The organism is Salegentibacter sp. (genome assembly GCF_036568425.1).
Lineage (GTDB): Bacteria > Bacteroidota > Bacteroidia > Flavobacteriales > Flavobacteriaceae > Salegentibacter.
In genome coordinates, this window is sequence record NZ_DATCSO010000082.1 from 16,666 (window position 1) to 38,426 (window position 21,761).

Below are 21,761 nucleotides of genomic sequence, written 5' to 3' on the forward strand. Positions count from 1 at the left end.
GACAAAGATAAAGAAAAGGAAGAAAGAAGAATTAGAGAACCACCGGAAAAGAAAAAGCCTTTCCGGAAAAAGGAAAGGCTCTAACTTACACAATTTTACAGCGCTAAATCAAAGGTTTTGATCTCCTTAAATGGTGAAATTTCAATTTTCTCCATTTTTGAGCGGTATTCAGGCCATTCGGTTTCAAAAAATGAGTTTACTTCTTCTAAAGCCTCCTGCAATTCATTTTCAGCATGCGAAATTAAAGTTTTCTCGGTGGAAGTAAGTCCACCCGGTCTGGTTGCAACATAATATCTCGCCTGGTTCAACCTTGTATTTACAGTCATTTCACGGCTTCTTACAATCCCCTGCCTATCATCTTCCTTGCCGAGAAAAATGGCGATTTTCTTATTAATAGTATCGACAATGGCTTTGGAAGCTTCAATTTCATTTTTAAACTTTTCTTTATCTTCTTTTTTAAGCTTTTTCTGAAATTCTTCAGCGGTATTTTTGCTCTGCACCAGTTGCTTTACAGCATCTGCTGAAACCTGGGTCATTTTTTCCAATTCTTTTTGGGTTTCATAAAGTTCCGAAATGTCTTCATCAGAAATATTTAACCTGGGATCGGTTTTCACAGTTATCTCTCCTTCAGACTCCAGCTCACCATAATTTATCACTATCCCGTAAGTTCCGGGCTTCACATTAATTCCACCCGGCTCGTCTTTTGATTCTTTAATTTCCCGGGAAGGTGAATCTGCTCCTTTTTCATCCAAAGACCAGGACATCTTATAAACCCCTGTAGAATCAGGAGCTTTCTTTTTCAAGGTTCGGATGAGTCTTTCTCCATCATACACCTTAAGACTAATGGTATCCCAAACTGAGCCGCTTTTACTTTCTTCGTCCTTTATTTCTTCTTTGGAAGATTGTCCTTTTTTCTGCTCTTCAGGATTGATAAAGTATGAAATCCTGGCACCCCGTTCACGGTTTTCTCCACTAAAAACAGCATCAGCAGGAAAACGCATTCCAGATGGTTGCTGGCTTACGGCAAGATAAGCAGTAGGAGAAGAAAGGACCTGAAGCTTTGGCTCTTCTTTCTTAAGGTTTGTAAACACAGCTTTATTTCTTGCCATTTCTCTTAGCGGTCTAATGTCATCAAGTATCCAAAACGACCTTCCGAAGGTGCCAATCACCAGGTCATGTTCCCGTGGGTGGATTACCATATCTTTTACCGGAACGGTGGGAAACCCATTTGTCCATTTTTGCCAATTGGTTCCGGCATCTATAGAAACATAAAGGCCATCATCTGTACCAACGAATAAGAGGTTTTCCTCCTCCGGGTCTTCTACAACCGAAAGAGCAAAACTGAGTACATCCTCTTTATCAACTATACGTTCCCAGCTTTTACCGTAGTTACGGGTGCGATAGACATAAGGTGTATAATCATCTCTTCTATAATTATTGGCTACCAACAATGCCTCTCCTTTGTTCTTGTTGGAAGCCTGAATTTGTTCGATCCAGCTTCCCTCTGGCAATCCTCTCAAATTGCTAGAAACATCAGTCCACTCTTCTCCGCCGTTCCGGGTGTAAAAAACTTTTCCGTCATCAGATCCTGTCCAGATCATATTCTTTTCTACGGAAGATGGTTCAATTACCAAAAGGGTAGTATGGTTTTCTGCTCCTGTAGCATCTATGGTCAGGCCACCGCTCTCCATCTGTTTCTGTTTGGTGGTATCATTGGTGGTAAGATCTGGGGAGATCACCTCCCAGGTTAATCCTTTGTCGGTTGATTTATGCACAAACTGACTTCCAAAGTAAAGGGTATTATTATCGAAAGGATCGATATTTATTGCTGAATCCCAATTATAACGAAGCTCCACATCAGGATCGGAATGGGTAGGCTTAACCACATAATTCTTACCGGTTTTAGAATCATATCTCCCCACATTTCCCTGCTGACTCATAGACCATCCATAGCGACTATCATCGGGGTCGGGAACGACATCAAATCCGTCGCCAAAGGAAATTTCCTGCCAGTAAGAATTTCGGATTCCCTGGGGTTTCCAAACATAGCCTGGCCCTTTCCAGCTTCCGTTATCCTGCATTCCTCCATACACATTATAAGGGGTTTCGTTATCCACCGCTACATGGTAAAATTGACCAACTGGAATATTCTCTGCAAATTGCCAGGTTTCTCCGCCATCCCTGGTAATATTTAAGCCTCCGTCATTTCCATCAATCATAAAATCAGGATTTTCAGGATGAATATACCAGGCGTGGTGATCTGGATGTATGCCGTTATTTGCACCATAGGCAGGCATAAGTTCCTCGAAACTTTTTCCTCCGTCTTCAGAAACATTTACGAAAGTAAATATGCTGTACACACGATTCTCGTTATTGGGTGCAACATAAATTTCGGCATAATAAAAAGGTCGATTTCCAATTTCGGCCATATCATCATTGACTAATTTCCAATTTTCACCTCCATCTTCAGATTTGTACAGTCCATTCTTTTTTGCTTCAACATAGGCGTAAACCACCTCAGGCTTCCCGGGTGCTATAGCAAGCCCCATTCGCCCCAGATCGCCTTCGGGCAAACCATTTTTTTCGGTTATTTCTTTCCAATTTTCACCACCATCGTAAGTAACATACAAGCCTGAACCGGCTCCTCCAGATTTAAAGAACCAGGGTTTCCTTTCGTGTTCCCACATGGCTGCAAAAAGCTTATTAGGATTTTGGGGGTCCATCACAAGCTCAGCGACACCAGATTTTTCATTTGTGTATAAGATTTTATTCCATGTTTTTCCGCCGTCTGTGGTTTTGTACACACCACGCTCTTGATGTTCTCCCCAGGGAGACCCAATAGCTCCGGCATAAACAGTCTCAGGATTAGTGGGATCTATAATAACACGATGAATGTGTCGGGTGTTTTCGAGCCCCATCCTTTCCCAGGTTTTTCCGGCATCGAGGGATTTATATATCCCAGCCCCACCATTAAGACTATTCCTGGGGTTTCCTTCTCCGGTGCCAACCCATACAACAGAAGGATTAGATTGTTGAATGGCAACAGCACCAATTGAGGCAGTTTCCTCATCGTCAAAAACAGGCTCCCAATTTACTCCGCCTGAGGTTGATTTCCACAAGCCACCCGATGCTGAGCCCGCATAAATTATATCAGGGTTAGAAGTAACAGCATCAATGGCGGTTATTCTACCACTCATTCCTGCAGGACCAATATTTCGTGGTTCCATGTTTTTAACCAGGGACATATCCAGTTTTTGACTGAAAACAAAAAGGGGAAGAATTAAAAAGGCGAGGAGTAATTTTCTGTTCATTTTAATGATATTCATGGATTATCTCCAAAATTGCTAAAAGATCGCTAAACAAACAAGCAATTTGGTCTGAAAAACAAAAACCTCCGGAGGTTATCCGAAGGTTTTTGTTTAAAATACTAAAAATTATTTCTCTAATGGTTTAACTCTTCTTCATTTTCCTGAAGGGGCACATTCTGTGGAACAAAATCCTGACCTTTAATTACATATTCACCATCCTCGTTGGTTTTACTATAGTCGTATGGCCAACGGTATACGGACGGGATCTCTCCAGGCCAGTTTCCGTGGATATGTTCTACGGGCGTAGTCCATTCCAGGGTAGTGGCATTCCAGGGGTTTTGTGTTGCCTTTCTTCCGTAGAAGATTGAGGCAAAGAAGTTCCAGAGGAATAACACTTGAACGGCTGCAGTTATTAATGCAAAAACGGTTATGATTACGTTTACATCAGCAAGATCATCAAAATATGGGAAAGCAGTGTTGGTATAATAACGTCTCGGCAGACCAGCCAAACCTATAAAATGCATTGGGAAGAAAACCCCATAGGCACCCACAGCAGTAATCCAGAAGTGAACGTACCCCATATTTTTATTCATCATACGCCCAAACATCTTAGGGAACCAGTGATAAACACCGGCAAGAAGACCATAGATGGCAGATATTCCCATCACCAGGTGAAAGTGGGCGATTACGAAATAGGTATCATGTACGTTAATATCTAGCGTTGAATCCCCAAGGATAATACCTGTTAACCCACCGGTAATGAAGGTAGAAACAAACCCGATGGAAAACAGCATTGCTGGATTCATCTGTAAATTACCCTTCCATAAAGTAGTAATCCAGTTAAAGGCTTTTACTGCCGAAGGAATGGCAATAAGCAAGGTTGTAAAGGTAAAGACCGATCCCAGGAATGGGTTCATACCAGATACAAACATATGGTGACCCCATACAATTGTGGAAAGGAATGCAATCGCAAGTATGGAAGCAACCATCGCACGGTAACCAAAAATAGGCTTCCGGGCGTTAGTAGCCATAACTTCAGAAACGATACCCATTGCAGGTAGTATTACAATATAAACTTCAGGGTGACCAAGAAACCAGAAAAGGTGTTCAAATAATACGGGAGAACCACCCTGGTGACTTAATACCTCTCCCGAAATATAAATATCACTAAGGAAAAATGAAGTTCCAAAACTACGGTCCATGATTAAAAGTAAGGCCGCCGATAATAGCACCGGAAAGGAAACTACTCCGATAATCGCTGTTACGAAAAAGGCCCATATTGTAAGTGGAAGCCTGGTCATAGACATTCCCTTGGTCCTTAAGTTTAATACAGTAACAATATAGTTTAGAGAACCTAGCAAAGAAGATGCAATGAAAATAGCTAAAGAAACTAACCAAAGCGTCATTCCAAGTCCCGATCCTCCAATTGCCTGCGGTAATGCACTAAGTGGAGGATAAATAGTCCAACCTGCATTGGCCGGCCCCGATTCAATAAAAAGGGAAGCCAACATAATTACTGAAGACACAAAGAATAACCAGTAGGAAAGCATATTAAGAAATCCTGAGGCCATATCTCGCGCTCCAATCTGCAACGGAATAAGCAGGTTACTAAAAGTACCACTTAATCCGGCAGTTAATACAAAGAATACCATAATAGTTCCATGAATGGTAACCAAAGCGAGGTATATAGAAGGTGTCATTACGCCATCTGGCGCCCATTTACCTAAAAGAGCTTCAAAAATAGCGAAAGACTCCTCTGGCCAGGCCAGTTGCATACGGAATAATACAGACATCATAATCCCTACAATACCCATTATAATTCCAGTAATTAGGTATTGTTTGGAGATCATCTTATGGTCTGTACTAAATATATATTTAGTAATGAAAGATTGTTTATGATGATGTCCATGATCGTCGTGGTGATCCTGAGCCGGTGCTGTTGCTAATGCTGACATATCTTAAAGTATATTCTTTTAATGTTGTTTTTAATTATCCATGAATTCCCCGAAGGTAGGCTGCTCGCTTAACCATGCGTTGTACTCCTCTTCAGTTTCAACTATGATCTTCATTTGCATATTGTAGTGAGCTTCTCCACAAATCTTATTACAGGCAATAAAATAATCAAATTCATAAGGGTCGAGTGGCATTTCTCCTTCAGCCCTTAATACTTCGCTATTTTCCTTTCGAATTTCATTTATGGTTTGAACTTTATCTACCATATACTCGCTATCACGCATTTCTGCAGTAGTAATGGTTGGCGTAAAGCCGAATTGAGTAACCATTCCCGGTACCACATTCATCTGGGCACGGAAGTGTGGGAAATAAGCAGAATGTAAAACATCCTGAGATCTGAATTTAAAAAGAACAGGTTTATTTACCGGAAGGTGTAAAACGGTTGTTATCTTGTCATCCTCACCATAAGGGTCACTTTCGTCGAGGCCAACATTATTTCTTCCTTCAATAAACCTCACATTTGCTTTACCAAGAGTGTTATCTTCTCCTGCATAACGCGCCTGCCAGCTAAATTGTTTGGCATAGATCTCAATAACGATAGGATCGCTGTCCTCATCGATATTCATTATATCAGACCAGGTGAACAAGCCGTAGATAATTAAACCAGCAAGGGTAATCACCGGAATGATAGTCCATATAAATTCCAGTTTATCATTATCGGCAAAGAACAAGGCTTTTTTTCCCTTTTTCCCCTGGTATTTATAGGCGAACCAGTGAAGTAAGGCCTGTGTTAATACCTGGACTATCATAATGATAGCTATAGAAATAAACATAAGGGTATCTACCTGGCTACCATGATCTGATGCGGCTTCCGGAAGGTAGAGCTTACTCCATTTCCAGAAACTGTAAGCCATTCCAACATAGATAAAGATCATAAACCAAAGCATATACCTGGCTTGCTTCCGGTTGTCGTTATCGTTGGCAATTTGTGATGAATCTGCACCCGGCCCTTTGGATAGTTCGAAAATCTTCGATAATTGCCATCCGGTCACGGCAAGAAGTGCAAGTGCAATTATTACTAAGAATACGGTCATTTTTAAATTTCTTCTTTAAACAATCAATCTTTTAATTAATAATGAAAGTGTTCGCTTTCTTTGATAAACGGGTTCCTCTTGGCTAGTAACGGAGCTTTAGTTAGTGCTCTGAAAACCACAAAAATAAACAATCCTGCAAATAATAAAACTGCACTTATTTCAGGAAGGCCTATAAACCACGATTCACCCACTGTAGAGGGCATTATCATCACAAAAACATTCAAGTAATGCCCAACCAGGATTACAATTCCTGTTAGTACTACAAACCAATTAACACGTTTATAGTCGCTATTCATCAACATTAATAACGGAAATATAAAATTAAGTGCTACCATTCCGAAAAATGGCAGTGAATAATTTTCAATTCGGCTTATAAAATATACAACTTCTTCTGGAATGTTAGAATACCAGATAAGCATGAACTGTGAGAACCATAAATACGTCCAGAATATACTTATTCCAAACATAAATTTGGCCAGGTCATGAATGTGACTATCATTTACAAAAGGAAGATAACCTCTTGATTTAAGGTAGATACTTATTAGGGCGATAACAGTAATTCCAGCAACAAACAGGCTTGCAAATACATACCATCCAAACAGAGTACTAAACCAGTGCGGATCAAGACTCATTATCCAGTCCCAGGACATCATAGATTCAGAAACTATAAAGAATACAAGGAAGCCTGCAGCGAGTTTGAAGTTTTTCTTGAAGTAATAGTTATCTGAAGCTTCATCAAGTCTTCTTGAATTTCTAACCAGAAAATGCCTGAAGACAAACCAACCCCCAAGGTAGATAGCTGCTCTAATTAAGAAAAACGGCACATTAAGATAGCTTGATTTATTTCTTATTATCTCATCATGTGCTACAACTTCAGGATCCATCCAGATAAACAGGTGGTTCATATGCAATCCTGAAAGTACCAGAATCACGAACAAAATTATTCCGCCGGGAACAAGATAAGCAGTAATAGCCTCCATTACCCTAAATAATACTGGAGACCATCCGGCCTGTGCAGCATATTGAACTGCGTAAAAAGCCAGTACGCCCAAAGAGATCATAAAGAAGAAAAAAGCTGCTACATAAACGGCGGCCCAGGGTTTGTTCTGTAATTGGTGCAATTTATGCTCAAGATGTTCGGTATCGTGTGACCCAGCTTCAGCAGCATGATCTTCTTTTTCTTCTGCATTTCTTCCAGGCTCATCGTCTAATAGCATGCCGTGTTCTTCTTTTGCAAAATCAGCTTCTACCATTGTGCTTTCCGCCGGTTCAGCGTGGTGTTCTTCTGCAGCCATCATTTCCCTGACATCATCAAGATTTGATGGTGCTTGCAAAAATCCTATAACGAGACCTATGGCACCAACAATTACAAAAATAATTGCTGTTAACTTTAATTTACTGGATAGCGTGTACATATTTATAGATCTAAATGCTTTATTTCTTAATTATTGCTTTCTTCTTCTGTAAGAACAGTACCTTCTCCAACATTTTCCTGTGCCGCCTGTACTTCGGGATCATCCGGACTTACGGTAGGTCCAACTTCTTCAAATTCTCTTTCCGGGTTTCCTTCCAACTTATTTTTTAGATTCATTACGTAATGAGTAATCTGCCAGCGTTCCTTTTCATCGGTTTGAGCAGCATATGAACCCATGGAGTTTAGTCCGTAGTAAATAACGTGATATACACTCCCTTCAGTAATTGCTCTTCCCACATCATCGTATGAAGGCACCCCTAGAATTTTCTCTCTTTCAACAAGAATTCCCTTTCCTTCGCCGGCATCGCCATGGCAAACAGCGCAATAAATGGTATACAATTCTTTTCCTTCAGTTAAGTTATCTTCAGTATAAGGCAACGGATTTTTAAGTTCGGCTTTAGCCTGTGAACTTCCGTCTGGAGTATTTTCATAATCGTAGGGTTTCCATCCACGGGCTACCGTACCTTCTACGGGATCCATAGCAGATTGCCCCCCGGGAAAAATATCGTATTCGCCATAAGATTCATATCCCTCTGACTCATACATATCGGGCATAAACTGGTAGTTAGGTCGGTCACTATCGGCACAGGATACCACTAAGCCTGCCAGAAGAAACAATACTATAGATTTATGGAAAAAACTTCTCATTTTGTCTATTTATTATCAATTATTTTTATTTCTGATGCTCCCGTTTTTAAAAGGAAATCGGAAAGATCATCAACATTAAGGTTTGCTGCATCCACTTCCATAAGAAACTTATCATCGGTTGTTCTTACATCAGGATTTTCTGCAACTTTGAAAGGCCATAGTTTACTTCTCATATAAAAAGTAATCACCATAAGGTGAGCAGCAAAAAATACCGTTAGCTCAAACATAATCGGCACAAATGCAGGCATATTCTGAAGAAAGCTAAAGCTGGGCTTACCTCCAATATCCTGTGGCCAGTCTTCTATCATTATGTAATTCATCATTAAGATAGAAACAACAAGTCCTACTACTCCGTAAAGAAAAGAGGTAATAGCTAATCTTGTTGGCGCAAGTCCCATTGCCTTATCCAAACCGTGAACGGGAAACGGAGTATAAATTTCACCAATATGATAACGGGCTTCACGCACCTGCTTTACTGCCAGTAGAAGCACATCGTCGTCATTATAAATAGCGTGTATAACTTTTGATGCCATCTTAATTACTTGTTTTTTAGTTTACCTGCCTGTGCAACCCAATCTTCTCTTTGTTCTGCATTCGGGAAGTTTTCTATTACTTCATCCAGCAATTCAAAATCTTCCTGAGTTAAGTTATTAACCTGAACATAGGTGTAAATTCCCACCTGATGCAGACGCTGCTCAAGGAAAGGTCCAACGGCTTTTAATTTCTGAAGATCATCTGCCGACTGGTTTTCAGGATTAAAACTTCCAATCCTTTCCAACATAGCATCAATCTTGTGGCGTAATACTTCTGAAATAACAAGACCATCAGCATTTACAGTTTCATTATGAGAATCATCCTCCCTTGTTACATCATAGTCTTCAGTGTCCTGTATTTTTTTATGAACTCCTTCTTCGGTATTAGAAACAGGCTCTCTAACGATTGGATCATAATGTTTGACATCATCCCCATGCTCGGCTCTTAATTTCTTGTATTTTTCTCCTGAAGCTTTCAGAATGGTTTTTACTTCAGCCTGTGCGATCACCGGGAAAGAACGAGCATAAAGCAGGAACAACACAAAGAAAAAACCTATGGTTCCAATGAAAATTCCAATATCTACAAATGTAGGAGAAAACATTGTCCAGGAAGAAGGTAAGTAATCACGGTGAAGCGAGGTCACAATAATTACGAAACGTTCAAACCACATTCCAATATTTACAACAATCGAGATAAAGAAAGAGAACATGATACTTGTTCTTAGCTTTTTGAACCACATAAATTGTGGAGAGAACACATTACAGGTCATCATCGCCCAATAAGCCCAGGCGTAAGGACCAGTAGCCCTGTTAAGGAATGCGTATTGTTCATATTCAACCCCTGAATACCACGCGATAACCAGCTCGGTTATGTAGGCTACACCTACAATAGAACCGGTAATCATGATCACGATATTCATCAATTCAATATGTTGAATGGTAATATAATTTTCAAGGTTAGAAACCTTTCTCATTATAATAAGCAAGGTATTTACCATCGCAAATCCAGAGAAGATCGCTCCCGCCACAAAGTAAGGAGGGAAGATAGTGGTGTGCCATCCCGGGATTACCGAGGTAGCAAAGTCAAAAGATACGATCGTGTGTACCGAAAGCACCAAAGGGGTTGCCAAACCGGCAAGTACCAGGGATACTTCTTCAAAACGCTGCCAGTCTTTAGCACGTCCACTCCAACCAAAACTTAAGATTCCGTAGATTTTTTTATTAAAAGGGGTTATTGCACGGTCACGTATCATAGCAAAGTCAGGAAGCAAACCTGTCCACCAGAAAACAAGGGAAACCGACAAATAAGTTGAAATGGCAAAAACATCCCAAAGTAGTGGTGAGTTAAAGTTAACCCACAGCGAACCAAACTGATTAGGGATTGGAAGCACCCAATATGCTAACCATGGTCGCCCCATGTGAATTAAAGGGAATAAACCGGCCTGCATTACAGAGAAAATAGTCATTGCTTCTGCAGAGCGGTTAATAGCCATTCTCCATTTCTGACGGAAAAGTAAAAGTACCGCCGAAATAAGTGTCCCGGCGTGACCAATCCCTACCCACCATACAAAGTTGGTGATATCCCAGGCCCAACCTACGGTCTTATTGAGACCCCAGGTTCCAATACCTGTAGCAATAGTATAAATGATACTACCTACACCCCAAAGAAAGGCGACAAGTGCAATAGAAAATACAATCCACCAGGTTTTATTAGCCCTCCCCTCAACCGGTGCGGCTACATCCACAGTGACATCGTGGTAGCTCTTATCCCCGGTAACTAAGGGCTTTCGTATAGGTGCTTCGTAATGAGACATATCCTTTTTAAATTGATTTCTTTAATAGTTGATTTTATTAAGCTTCAGTGGTATTCCTGATTTTTGTCTGGTACATCACATTTGGCTTAGTACCTACATATTCCAACAAATGATACATCCTTTCATCTTCCTGTTTCTCCCTTATCACTGCTCCTTCATTGTTAATGTCTCCAAAAGTCATTGCTCCTTTATCACAGGCAGCAGAACAGGCTGTATAGAATTCTCCATCCTTAATTTCCCGGCCTTCACGTTTGGCATCCAGAATAGTTTTCTGTGTAATTTGAATACACATAGAGCATTTTTCCATAACCCCTCTGGAACGAACAGTAACATCGGGATTAAGCACCATACGACCTAAATCATTATTCATATAATAGTCGAACTCATCATTCTGGGAATAATCAAACCAGTTGAAACGACGCACTTTATATGGACAGTTGTTAGCACAGTAACGAGTACCTACACAACGGTTATAGATCATCTGGTTTTGCCCCTGACGACCATGTGAAGTTGCCGCTACAGGACATACAGTCTCACAAGGCGCGTGATTACAATGCTGACACATTACGGGTTGGAATACTACCTGAGGATTATCTGCAGGCTCTTCCATCTCCTTAAATTCTGATAGAGAACTACCAAGACCAGAAATATTATTTTTCTTTTCAAGGTCATCTCTAAAGTTATCTTCAGAAGAATAATAACGGTCAATTCTTAACCAGTGCATATCACGTGATCTTCTCACTTCGCTTTTTCCTACAACAGGAACATTATTCTCAGCGTGACAAGCAATTACGCAAGCTCCACATCCCGTACAAGCATTTAAGTCTATAGATAAATTAAAATGATGACCAACACTTCTGTCAAAACCTTCCCACATATCAACTTCTGGAGAAGTTACAGGTTTTTCAACGTGATCAAGCGACACCTCAGGAACTTTATTCCAGACATGCGCATCTTTTGTATTGAAGATCTCTAGAGTAGTTTCCTTAATGATATCTCCTCTACCCATCAGGGTATTATGTAACTGAACAGATGCAAATTCATGCATACCAGGAGCTTTCTCAAGACTGATACTCTGTACAGACTTAAAATCTTTATAAAGAGGGTAAGCATTTACACCAACCTGCATTTCTTTCTGTATGGCTTCTTTTTTACCATAGCCAAGAGCTAATCCAACAGAACCTTTAGCCTGTCCCGGCTGGATCATTACAGGCACATTCGCAATCGTGGTATCTCCTAATTTAAGGTTTACATAGCTTCCATTTAAGGCCCCATTAGAAACATGTTCGTTTACGAGACCGAGCTCCTCTGCATCTGCTTTAGAAACTGTAAGATAGTTATCCCAGGAAGCCCTTGTAATAGGATCAGGAAATTCCTGCAACCAGGGATTATTGGCCTGTTGACCATCTCCAAGGGCAGTATTGGTAAAAAGACTAAGTTCAAGACCACTAGTTTCTTCAGCATTAGCAAGATTTCTGGCAGCAGAAGAAATATTTATATTTGTTACTTCTACAGAAGTTTCTACTGAAACAGGAGAAGTAGCTTTAAAGGTTCCATCGTGCAATGCATCGTTCCAGGATTTATCCCCAAATCCACCAGCCCAGGTTTCCTTTAAAAATTCATAATAAGACTGATCATTATCACTCCAGCGAAGCAAGCAGTCCTGAAATTGACGAGTATCAAACAAAGGTTTAATAGTTGGCTGCATAAGGCTGAAATCCTGTTCTGTATATTGGATATCACCCCAGCTCTCAAGGTAATGAGGAACAGCAGCAACATATTTTGAAAGTACAGCAGTCTCATCTGGCTTTAAGCTAAAAGAAACAGTAACAGGAGTATTTTCTAAAGCTTTGGCAAACTCCAAAGAATCAGGCAAACTATAGGCGGGATTAACACCAGCCATGAGCAGGGCTCCCACACTACCGTTTTTCATGCTATCTACAAGCTCTTTTACAGCCTGTGCATTTCCCTGACGGATCATTCTTGGATTAGCGGTATCCTCCACTTCACTTCCAAGAGCCTCATTAATTGCAAGAACAAGAGCCTGAGCATTCTCATCAGGAATCCCTGAAACTACAACTCCGCTAGCGCCGGCTTTTCTTAATTGCCTCGCAGCTTTCACTACCGCATCATCAACAGCATCAGGAAGATTACTGGTAGAAGAACCTCCGGCAATATAACCGTAAAGAGCAGCCAAAACGGCTTTTTGCTGAGATGGTTTAACCGGTATACGCTTATCAGCATTCGCACCTGATAAGGTCATATTTGCTTCAAACTGAATATGACGGGACATTTTCCCATTTTCAGGAATCCGCCCTTTTGCGTAACCCGCATCATAACCCCCACCCTGCCAGTCACCAAGGAAATCGGCTCCTACAGAAACAATGGTTTCAGCTTTTGAAAAATCATAATTTGGTAAGGCACGCTTTCCGAATTTCGCCTGAAATGCATTAAGGGCAGCATCTTCAGAAACGGTATCATAAACTACGTGTCGTACATTCGGATATTTTGAAGAGAACTCTTCAATAAGCTTGGTGGTCGAAGGACTGGCGAAGGTTTGCGTTAACAACACAATATCTCCATCAACCTTATCCAGATCGGCTTTAACCTCACGGTCAAATTCTTCCCAGGAAACATTTCTTCCCTCGATCATAGGGCGCTTAACACGCTCGGTATCATATAAAGACAATACAGAAGCGTGAACACGTGCATTGGCACCGCCCTTCGCTGCTGAAAGATCATTTTTCTCGATTTTAATAGGTCGGCCTTCACGGGTTTTCACTAAAACGCTTGCAAAATCAAAACCATCGGCAATGGTTGAAGCATAGTAGTTAGCTACCCCGGGAACAATACGCTCCGGCTGCACCACGTAAGGTATAGATTTAACAACAGGCCCCTCACAAGCAGCCAAAGAAGCGGCTGCGGTACTAAACCCAACATATTTAAGAAAATCTCTGCGTGAAGTTTTTGAACTTTCAAGAGAATCCTTATCTCCTAAAAACTCATCAACGGGAATCTCCTCTGTAAATTCTTTTTGTTGGAGCGTCTCAACAACAGAGCTGTTTTCATTTAGCTCTTCAACACTTTTCCAGTATTTTTTGTTTGATGACATATATATCTAGATATTAACTTCGAAATTAAACCCCGAAATACGGGAATATATTTTTAATAGTGACATTTAGCACATTCAAGGCCACCCATTTGAGCCACAGTCAATTCTTCAACTCCGTACTTGGTAGATAGCTCCTCATGAATTTTCTCGTAATATTCGTTGCCTTCCATTTTAACTTTAGTATCGCGATGACAATTCACACACCAACCCATTGTTAGAGGCGCATCCTGATAAACTACCTCCATTTCCTGGATCGGGCCGTGACATGTTTGACACTGGACTCCACCAACACTAACATGCTGAGAGTGGTTAAAGTAAGCAAAGTCTGGAAGATTATGAATTCTCACCCATTTAACAGGCTGGGTCTCCCCGGAATAAGACTGCGTAGAAGGCTCCCATCCAACGGCATCATACAGCTTTGCGATCTCCCCGTCATAGAATTCTTTCGAATATTCTGCAGTAGCGGTTTCCGGAGCCACTTCAGAAATAGTTTTATGACAATTCATACAAACATTAAGAGAAGGAATTCCCGCCTGCTTGGAAGTTCTTGCAGAAGAGTGACAATATTTACAATCAATCTGGTTATCACCAGCATGAATTTTATGAGAATAGTGAATTGGCTGAATTGGCTGATAGCTTTGATCAACTCCAACCTGCATAAACCAACCATAACCAAAATAAGCTACCGCAAGCAAAACAACAATAGAAGTTACCAGAACCAGAAATTGATTCTCGACAAAAGATTTCCAAAGTGGTTTTCTTTTAGTTTTTTCAGGCACAACAACTCCAGAGGCTTCAGCAAAATTCTTAAGGGTTTTATTCACAAGGAACAAAACAACAAGAAGCATCACCAAAACAAAGACCAGAATAGCAAGAATCACATTTAAAGAAACACCTCCTTGCGAACCGCCACCTTCTTGTGCAGCGCCTTCTCCGGTAGCAGCAGCTACAGGTTCAGGTTTTGGCTGTTCAACATAAGCCAGAATATCATTTACTTCAGATTCGCTTAACTGCGGAAAACCAGGCATGGGAGTATTGTTATACTCTTCAAAGATCGCAACAGCCTCCTCATCGCCACTAGCAATAAGATCGGCACTGTTTTCAATCCATTGATACAGCCATTGCATATCACGTTTTTCGGTAATACCATGCAGGGCAGGCCCAATAGACTCAGAGTAGGGCTTATGACAGGCAGCACAAAGTGAATTAAAAAGGGATTTTCCATTAGCGGGATCTCCTAACCCGGAAGCCGGGGCTTCTTCTACCTGTTCTTCCTGTACTTCAGCATCGGCAGTTTCTTCAGCCTCCTCCTGAGACCAACTTAGGAAAGTACACGAAATAAAAAAAGCTACACTTAAGAGCCACAATCGCGAAGTTGAATTTCGGTATTTCACCTTTTCCATATTATAAAGTTGAATTAAGGTCTAAACTTTGGCACGGTATTTTAACGCAAAATAACAATTAAATCTGTTCGCACCCTTAATTTGGTGGACAAAAGTAATATTTAAAGTGGAGTTGCGGAATCTTACTTTCGCGTTAACACATAATTTATAATAGTTCTAAATAATAAAACACATTACTTTCTGTTATTAAATTTTACTTTTGTCCTAAATAAATAATTATGAGAAAATTAAACCTAAAATCTATACTTTCTGCCTGCATTTTTACGGGTATTTCAATTACCGGAATTCAGGCTCAAGAGGGATCGGTTAATTTAAACCAGGACCAGAGAATTGAAACTCTACTGGAATTAAAAGCCGAAATGACCAAGGATAATGAAATTGGGGACCGCTACAAAATTCAATTATTTTACGGCGATAACGGTAAGGCAAATGAGGTGATAAAGGAATACCGAAGCAAATACTCATATCCTTCCCTAATCGCTTATGAAGCTCCAAATTATAAGGTCTGGGTTGGAAACTTTAGAAACAGACTGGAAGCCGACAGGGCTTTACTGGAAATAAAAGAGACATTTCCCTCGGCCTTTATTCCAAAACCACGAAGGCGATAATAAAGAATTAAGCAAAAAAAAAGCTGTTTCGGAAATGAAACAGCTTTTTTTTAGTTTATCCAAGGTTACTTTAACTTTTTCTTCACCTCTACTTCTCGGAATGCTTCAATTACATCCCCTTCTTTAATATCGTTGTAATTTTTAACCTGCATACCACAATCATATCCTTTTGAAACTTCCTTCACATCTTCTTTGAAACGTTTCAGAGAAGCCAGTTCTCCGGTAAAGATTACAACCCCTTCACGAATAAGTCGGATTCCGGAATTCCTATATATTTTACCAGAGGTAACCATACATCCAGCAATAGTTCCAATTTTAGATATTTTAAAGGTCTCTCTTATCTCTGCGGTACCAGTGATCTCCTCTTTCAGTTCAGGAGAAAGCATTCCCTCCATCGCATCCTTAAGATCATTGATAGCATCATAAATAATAGAATAAGTTCTGATGTCAATTTCTTCTTTATCAGCTACCTGTCTCGCGTTTCCGGCAGGTCTTACATTAAATCCAATGATAACCGCATCAGATGCTGAAGCCAGAAGCACATCACTTTCGGTGATAGCACCTACCCCTTTATGTATAATATTTACCTGAATTTCTTCAGTGGAAAGTTTAAGGAAGCTATCGGTAAGAGCCTCTACAGATCCATCAACATCTCCTTTGAGGATAATGTTAAGTTCTTTAAATTCTCCGAGCGCAATTCGGCGTCCAATTTCATCAAGGGTAATATGACGTTGCGTTCTAACGGATTGCTCACGTTGCAACTGAGTACGCTTAGCAGCAATATCTTTGGCTTCACGTTCATCCATCATTACCTTAAATTTATCACCAGCCTGCGGTGCCCCATCAAGTCCTAAAATAGAAACAGGAGTAGAAGGTCCGGCCTCTTTAACTTCGTGACCACGCTCATCATGCATTGCTTTTATCTTACCACTATGTCTTCCGGCAAGTACATAATCCCCAATTTTAAGAGTTCCTGTTTGCACAAGAATTGTGGATACATAACCTCTACCTTTATCCAGATAAGCTTCTACAACAGTACCGGTTGCAATTTTATCAGGATTAGCTTTTAATTCCAGAATTTCGGCTTCAAGAAGTACTTTTTCAAGCAATTCTTCAACTCCCGTTCCTGTTTTAGCCGAAATATCGTGTGACTGCACTTTACCTCCCCAGTCCTCAACCAGAAGATTCATCGCAGCTAATTTCTCCTTAATTTTCTCAGGGTTTGCTGTTGGAAGATCAGATTTATTTATTGCAAACACAATAGGAACACCCGCCGCCTGGGCATGAGAAATTGCCTCCTTGGTTTGAGGCATTACATCATCATCTGCTGCAATCACAATAATCGCAATATCTGTTACCTGAGCACCACGAGCACGCATCGCCGTAAAGGCTTCGTGACCAGGAGTATCCAGGAATGTCATTCTCTCTCCGTTCTTTAGTTCAACACTGTAAGCACCAATATGCTGAGTTATACCACCACTCTCGCCGGCAATTACATTCTCTTTACGAATATAATCCAGCAAAGAAGTCTTACCATGATCTACGTGCCCCATAACAGTAACAATAGGAGCTCTTTCAACAAGATCTTCAGGGTTTTCAACTACTTCTTCAGTTGCTGGTTCAATATCTGCAGTTACGAAGTCTACTTCATAACCAAATTCATCGGCAACAATAGAGAGGGTTTCTGCATCAAGACGCTGATTCATTGTCACCATCATTCCGAGTGACATACAGGCTGAAATAACTTTAGTTACTGGAACATCCATCATTGTTGCTACTTCACTTACGGTAACAAATTCAGTTACCTTAAGTACTTTACTTGATGATTCCTGTTCTGCTAAATCGTCTTCTGAACGTTGACGGTGTTGATCTCTTTTATCCCTACGGTATTTGGCGCCTTTTCCTTTCCCGGATTTCCCCTGAAGTTTTTCAAGAGTTTCCCGCACCTGCTTTTGCACTTCTTCCTCGCTTGGCTCTTCTTTTGTGATTGGCTTTGCGCGTTTACGTCCTCCGGCTGCACCTCCCCCTTTTCTGGCCGTTTGACCTGGAGCTCCGGGTTTAGCATCCTTACTTATACGACGACGACGCTTTTTGCGCTTATCTTTTTTGTCGTCTTCAGCTTTTTTATCCTCTTTTTTCTTTTCGGGCTTTTTAAACTTGGAAAGATCAATTTTCTCACCAGTAAAATTAGGGCCGTTAAGCTTGGTGTATTTGGTTCTAATAGTAGAGTTTTCCTTCTCTTCAGGCGCTGGCTCTTCCTTAACAGGCTCTTCCTTAGGTTTTTCTTCAGCAGCCGGTTTAGATTCCTGAGTAGGCTTGGGCTGAGCTTCCTCTTTCTTCTCTTCGGTTTTTTTTGCCTTTGACTTCTCCTCTTCTTTTTTCTCTACCTTTTCTTCCTTCTCTTCCTTCTCCTCTTCTTTTTTCCCGGTGGGCTCTTCGGGTTTAGCAGGTTCTTCTTTTTCAGGAGTTTTAGTCTTTTTATCAAGATCTATCTTACCTACCTTTTTAGGTCCGGCGAGCTTAGTTTTAGACGATATCACTTCCTCCTGTTCCTGCTCTTTCTCCCTGGCTTCTTCAAGCTTACGTTTTTCTTCCTGCTCTTTTTCGCGGGCTATACGCAGTTCTTCCTTTTCTTTACGCTTTTCTTCACCGACTTCTTTTGAAGCTACTTTCTTGCTTTTATCGGTTTCGAATTCATCAGACAACACCTGATAAATCTCAGGAGAGATCTTTGTAGTAGGACGCGCTTCAATATCGTGACCTTTGGAATTAAGAAATTCCACAGCCCGGTCTAACGAAATATTAAATTCACGTAAAACTTTGTTTAATCGCATTGTTTTTGCTTCAGCCATAAATTGCCCTCTAAATTAACCTGTATTGTATTGTAATCTATTTATTCTTACTCTTCAAATTCTTCTCTCAACACGCGGATAACAGCACGAACGGTTTCTTCTTCCAAATCTGTACGTCGCACCAGATCATCCACATCCTGTTCCAAAATACTTTTTGCAGTATCAAGACCGATCTTAGAGAATTCTGCTATTACCCAGTCTTCAATTTCATCGGAGAATTCATTCAATTCAACATCTTCCTCTACACCTTCCCTAAACACATCTATCTCATAACCGGTTAACTGCCCGGCAAGTCTAATATTATGTCCTCCGCGGCCTATGGCTTTAGAAACCTCTTCAGGTCTAAGCATTACCTCGGCGGTTTTATTTTCTTCATCCAGTTTCATAGAGGTGATCTTGGCAGGACTTAAAGCCCTGGTGATAAATAACTGGTCGTTATTGGTGTAGTTTATCACATCTATATTTTCATTGCCCAATTCACGGACAATACTGTGTATTCTTGAACCTTTCATCCCCACACAAGCTCCAACAGGATCGATTCTATCATCATAAGAATCTACGGCCACTTTCGCTTTTTCACCGGGAACTCTCACTACCTTTTTAATAGTAATAAGTCCGTCGAAAACTTCAGGGATTTCCTGTTCAAATAGTTTCTCCAGAAAACCGGGAGCGGTTCTCGATAAGATTATGCTTGGCTTATTCCCTTTAAGCTCCACGCTTTCAATAACCCCTCTAACATTCTCTCCTTTTCTGAAGAAATCTGAAGGAATCTGGTGGTCTTTAGGCAGAATAATCTCATTCCCTTCGTCATCCAGTAAAATTATCGCTCTATGGCGAATATGATGAACTTCTGCAGTATAAATCTCGCCTTCAAGATCTTTGAAGTGCTTATAGATATTGGTGTTATCGTGCTCGTGAATCTTAGAGATAAGATTTTGACGCAAAGCCAGAATAGCACGACGCCCAAGGTCTACAAGTTTCACTTCTTCTGAAACATCCTCACCAACTTCAAAATCAGGTTCAATATTTCGGGCTTCAGTAAGAGAAATTTCCTGGTTTGGATCTTCAACTTCACCATCGGCAACCACTACCCGGTTTCTCCAAATCTCAAGATCCCCTTTATCTGGATTTACAATAATATCAAAATTATCGTCTTCACCATATTTTTTCTTCAATGCATTCCTAAAAACTTCTTCCAGAATTGCCATCAAGGTAACTCTATCTATAAGCTTATCATCCTTAAACTCTGAAAATGACTCAATCAAAGCGATATTTTCCATATCAATTTGCGGTTAAAATGTTATAATAACTTTTGCTTCTACAATCTCTGAATACGGGATTACAGCTTCTTTTTCTACCGTGTGCTTGCCTTTACCTACCGGCTTGGGCTCCCTCGTTTTCCAGTTCAATGTTATATCTTGTTCTGTTGCCTGCCTTAAATCCCCCTCAAAAGTCTCAGAAGCGGTCTTTACTTTTATTTTTCTGCCAATGTTCTTCTGGTATTGCCTTGGTAACCGAAGTGGTTCTGATACCCCGGCCGAACTAACCTCAAGAGAAAAATCTACTTCATCTCTGTCCAGATTATGCTCAATCTGGCGACTCACGGTTATACAATCATTTACAGAAACGCCCTGATCTCCATCGATGATCACCGAAATATGATTATTGGAAGGGTTAACGTCAAGGCTAATTAAAAATAAAGAATTATTCTCTTCTAAAGCTTCCCCCAGCAATTTTTCTACTTTTTCCTGCAACATAGCTTATAAAAAGAGGGGACTTTCGTCCCCTCGCTGTACTTTTTTAGTTTCAACGATGCAAATATAATAATAAAATCGGAGATAGAAAACCACACTCCCAATCAAATTTAAGGCATTTCAATAAATAAGGTTTTCATTTTTAAAGCTTTAGAAAAAACAATACAACCAAGCTGTTGCCTTTTGCTCTGCATTAGGTTCCATCAGCTTTTAATTCCTTCTGAATGTGAATTTTATCATTATGACTTCACTCATAAACAGGCAGGCCGTTAACAACCACCTTTGTATCCATAAGAACAAAAATCTCACACCCACTTATTCAAAAAACACTATTAATATAAATACCTGAATTATGGAAAACTTAAAAACAAAAACCGTAGCACAATTAGTTACCGAAAACATAGATACAGCCCACATCTTTAAAAAACATGGAATTGATTTTTGCTGCGGCGGAAACATCCCTGTTACCGAAGCTTGTAAAAATGCCAATATAGATTACTCTACCGTGGAGCATGAATTACTAAATGTAAATCCTTCCACAAGCAGGGCGTGCAATTACAACAGCTGGGAGTTGGATTTCCTCACAGATCATATAATTAACGTACATCATACTTACGTAGAAGAAAATATTCCACTTCTTCTGCAGTATTCGGCAAAAGTTACAACAGTGCACGGACATCACGCTCCAGAATTGAATGAAATAAACGATCTGGTTTCAGAAGTTGCCGGGGAGTTAAGTGCTCATATGAAGAAAGAAGAACTTATACTTTTCCCCTTTATCAAGAAACTGGTTCAGGCGAAGCGAGAGGAAACTGAAGCCCCTAAACCTCATTTTGGCTCTGCAGACAATCCAATCCAGATGATGGAAGCAGAACACGAAACCGCAGGAGAATTATTGAGAAGAATCTCTGTTTTAAGCAATAATTACACCCCACCCGAATTTGCCTGCAATACTTATAGAGCATTCTATTCTAAACTGGAAGAATTCGAGCAGGATCTTCACCAGCATGTTCATCTGGAAAACAACATCCTTTTTCCCAAAACCCTGGATTTAGAAAATGAATTAAATAAATAATCTTTTTGCAGAGATTATTATAGCTTAAGTTTCGGCTATTAAATATAAAAAGAGACATGGCCATAGAACTATGTCTCTTTTTGTTTAAACACAATATTTTTAAAACAGGGAAGAGTTTGGGAAAGTTCTAATT

14 protein-coding genes are annotated in these 21,761 nt (G+C 40.3%); 2 read left to right on the top strand and 12 right to left on the bottom strand.

The window, feature by feature from the left end; translation table 11 throughout:
* Positions 1–95: 95 nt before the first annotated feature.
* From VIM94_RS08215 to VIM94_RS08255, 9 genes are all read right to left on the bottom strand, one after another.
* Positions 96–3,311, bottom strand: a complete 3,216-nt coding sequence (locus VIM94_RS08215; protein ID WP_332038812.1) for a WD40/YVTN/BNR-like repeat-containing protein — start codon at positions 3,309–3,311, stop codon at positions 96–98.
* Between the two features lie 131 nt (positions 3,312–3,442).
* The gene (locus VIM94_RS08220; protein WP_332038813.1) at positions 3,443–5,263 is read right to left on the bottom strand and encodes a cytochrome c oxidase subunit I; all 1,821 of its coding nucleotides are present in this window, start codon (positions 5,261–5,263) and stop codon (positions 3,443–3,445) included.
* Positions 5,264–5,293: 30 nt separating this feature from the next.
* The gene (locus VIM94_RS08225) at positions 5,294–6,355 is read right to left on the bottom strand and encodes a cytochrome c oxidase subunit II (RefSeq protein ID WP_332038814.1); all 1,062 of its coding nucleotides are present in this window, start codon (positions 6,353–6,355) and stop codon (positions 5,294–5,296) included.
* A 35-nt stretch (positions 6,356–6,390) separates the two neighbouring features.
* Positions 6,391–7,770, bottom strand: coding sequence for a quinol:cytochrome C oxidoreductase (locus tag VIM94_RS08230; protein ID WP_332038815.1), 1,380 nt, complete (start codon positions 7,768–7,770; stop codon positions 6,391–6,393).
* A gap of 26 nt (positions 7,771–7,796) precedes the next feature.
* On the bottom strand, positions 7,797–8,477 hold the full coding sequence (locus VIM94_RS08235; RefSeq protein WP_332038816.1) for a cytochrome c: 681 nt from the start codon (positions 8,475–8,477) through the stop codon (positions 7,797–7,799).
* Positions 8,478–8,482: 5 nt separating this feature from the next.
* Complete coding sequence (locus VIM94_RS08240; RefSeq protein WP_332038817.1) at positions 8,483–9,010, bottom strand: DUF3341 domain-containing protein; 528 nt, start codon at positions 9,008–9,010, stop codon at positions 8,483–8,485.
* A gap of 5 nt (positions 9,011–9,015) precedes the next feature.
* The gene (gene nrfD / locus VIM94_RS08245; protein ID WP_332038818.1) at positions 9,016–10,824 is read right to left on the bottom strand and encodes an NrfD/PsrC family molybdoenzyme membrane anchor subunit; all 1,809 of its coding nucleotides are present in this window, start codon (positions 10,822–10,824) and stop codon (positions 9,016–9,018) included.
* A 37-nt stretch (positions 10,825–10,861) separates the two neighbouring features.
* A complete protein-coding gene (locus VIM94_RS08250; protein WP_332038819.1) occupies positions 10,862–13,936 on the bottom strand; it encodes a TAT-variant-translocated molybdopterin oxidoreductase in 3,075 nt (1,024 codons plus the stop codon).
* Positions 13,937–13,989: 53 nt separating this feature from the next.
* A complete protein-coding gene (locus VIM94_RS08255; RefSeq protein WP_332038820.1) occupies positions 13,990–15,339 on the bottom strand; it encodes a cytochrome c3 family protein in 1,350 nt (449 codons plus the stop codon).
* A 218-nt stretch (positions 15,340–15,557) separates the two neighbouring features.
* Between VIM94_RS08255 and VIM94_RS08260 the strand changes: the two genes are divergently transcribed.
* The gene (locus tag VIM94_RS08260) at positions 15,558–15,947 is read left to right on the top strand and encodes an SPOR domain-containing protein (protein WP_332038821.1); all 390 of its coding nucleotides are present in this window, start codon (positions 15,558–15,560) and stop codon (positions 15,945–15,947) included.
* Positions 15,948–16,012: 65 nt separating this feature from the next.
* Here the strand turns inward: VIM94_RS08260 and infB are convergent, their stop codons facing one another.
* From infB to rimP, 3 genes are read right to left on the bottom strand one after another with little or no spacing between them, the layout of a single operon-like run.
* Complete coding sequence (gene infB, locus VIM94_RS08265) at positions 16,013–18,799, bottom strand: translation initiation factor IF-2 (RefSeq protein WP_332038822.1); 2,787 nt, start codon at positions 18,797–18,799, stop codon at positions 16,013–16,015.
* A 47-nt stretch (positions 18,800–18,846) separates the two neighbouring features.
* Positions 18,847–20,079 (bottom strand): transcription termination factor NusA, encoded by a 1,233-nt coding sequence (gene nusA, locus VIM94_RS08270; protein WP_332038823.1) that lies wholly within the window; start codon positions 20,077–20,079, stop codon positions 18,847–18,849.
* A gap of 12 nt (positions 20,080–20,091) precedes the next feature.
* A complete protein-coding gene (gene rimP / locus VIM94_RS08275; RefSeq protein WP_332038824.1) occupies positions 20,092–20,556 on the bottom strand; it encodes a ribosome assembly cofactor RimP in 465 nt (154 codons plus the stop codon).
* A 349-nt stretch (positions 20,557–20,905) separates the two neighbouring features.
* On the opposite strand from rimP, the gene ric reads away from it, so the two are divergent.
* Positions 20,906–21,628, top strand: a complete 723-nt coding sequence (gene ric, locus VIM94_RS08280) for an iron-sulfur cluster repair di-iron protein (protein WP_332038825.1) — start codon at positions 20,906–20,908, stop codon at positions 21,626–21,628.
* Positions 21,629–21,761: the final 133 nt, after the last annotated feature.

Coding starts and splice junctions, on each gene's coding strand:
- VIM94_RS08215 (WP_332038812.1), bottom strand. CDS start 3,311: ATGAACAGAAAATTACTCCTCGCCTTTTTAATTCTTCCCCTTTTTGTT.
- VIM94_RS08220 (WP_332038813.1), bottom strand. CDS start 5,263: ATGTCAGCATTAGCAACAGCACCGGCTCAGGATCACCACGACGATCAT.
- VIM94_RS08225 (WP_332038814.1), bottom strand. CDS start 6,355: ATGACCGTATTCTTAGTAATAATTGCACTTGCACTTCTTGCCGTGACC.
- VIM94_RS08230 (WP_332038815.1), bottom strand. CDS start 7,770: ATGTACACGCTATCCAGTAAATTAAAGTTAACAGCAATTATTTTTGTA.
- VIM94_RS08235 (WP_332038816.1), bottom strand. CDS start 8,477: ATGAGAAGTTTTTTCCATAAATCTATAGTATTGTTTCTTCTGGCAGGC.
- VIM94_RS08240 (WP_332038817.1), bottom strand. CDS start 9,010: ATGGCATCAAAAGTTATACACGCTATTTATAATGACGACGATGTGCTT.
- nrfD (WP_332038818.1), bottom strand. CDS start 10,824: ATGTCTCATTACGAAGCACCTATACGAAAGCCCTTAGTTACCGGGGAT.
- VIM94_RS08250 (WP_332038819.1), bottom strand. CDS start 13,936: ATGTCATCAAACAAAAAATACTGGAAAAGTGTTGAAGAGCTAAATGAA.
- VIM94_RS08255 (WP_332038820.1), bottom strand. CDS start 15,339: ATGGAAAAGGTGAAATACCGAAATTCAACTTCGCGATTGTGGCTCTTA.
- VIM94_RS08260 (WP_332038821.1), top strand. CDS start 15,558: ATGAGAAAATTAAACCTAAAATCTATACTTTCTGCCTGCATTTTTACG.
- infB (WP_332038822.1), bottom strand. CDS start 18,799: ATGGCTGAAGCAAAAACAATGCGATTAAACAAAGTTTTACGTGAATTT.
- nusA (WP_332038823.1), bottom strand. CDS start 20,079: ATGGAAAATATCGCTTTGATTGAGTCATTTTCAGAGTTTAAGGATGAT.
- rimP (WP_332038824.1), bottom strand. CDS start 20,556: ATGTTGCAGGAAAAAGTAGAAAAATTGCTGGGGGAAGCTTTAGAAGAG.
- ric (WP_332038825.1), top strand. CDS start 20,906: ATGGAAAACTTAAAAACAAAAACCGTAGCACAATTAGTTACCGAAAAC.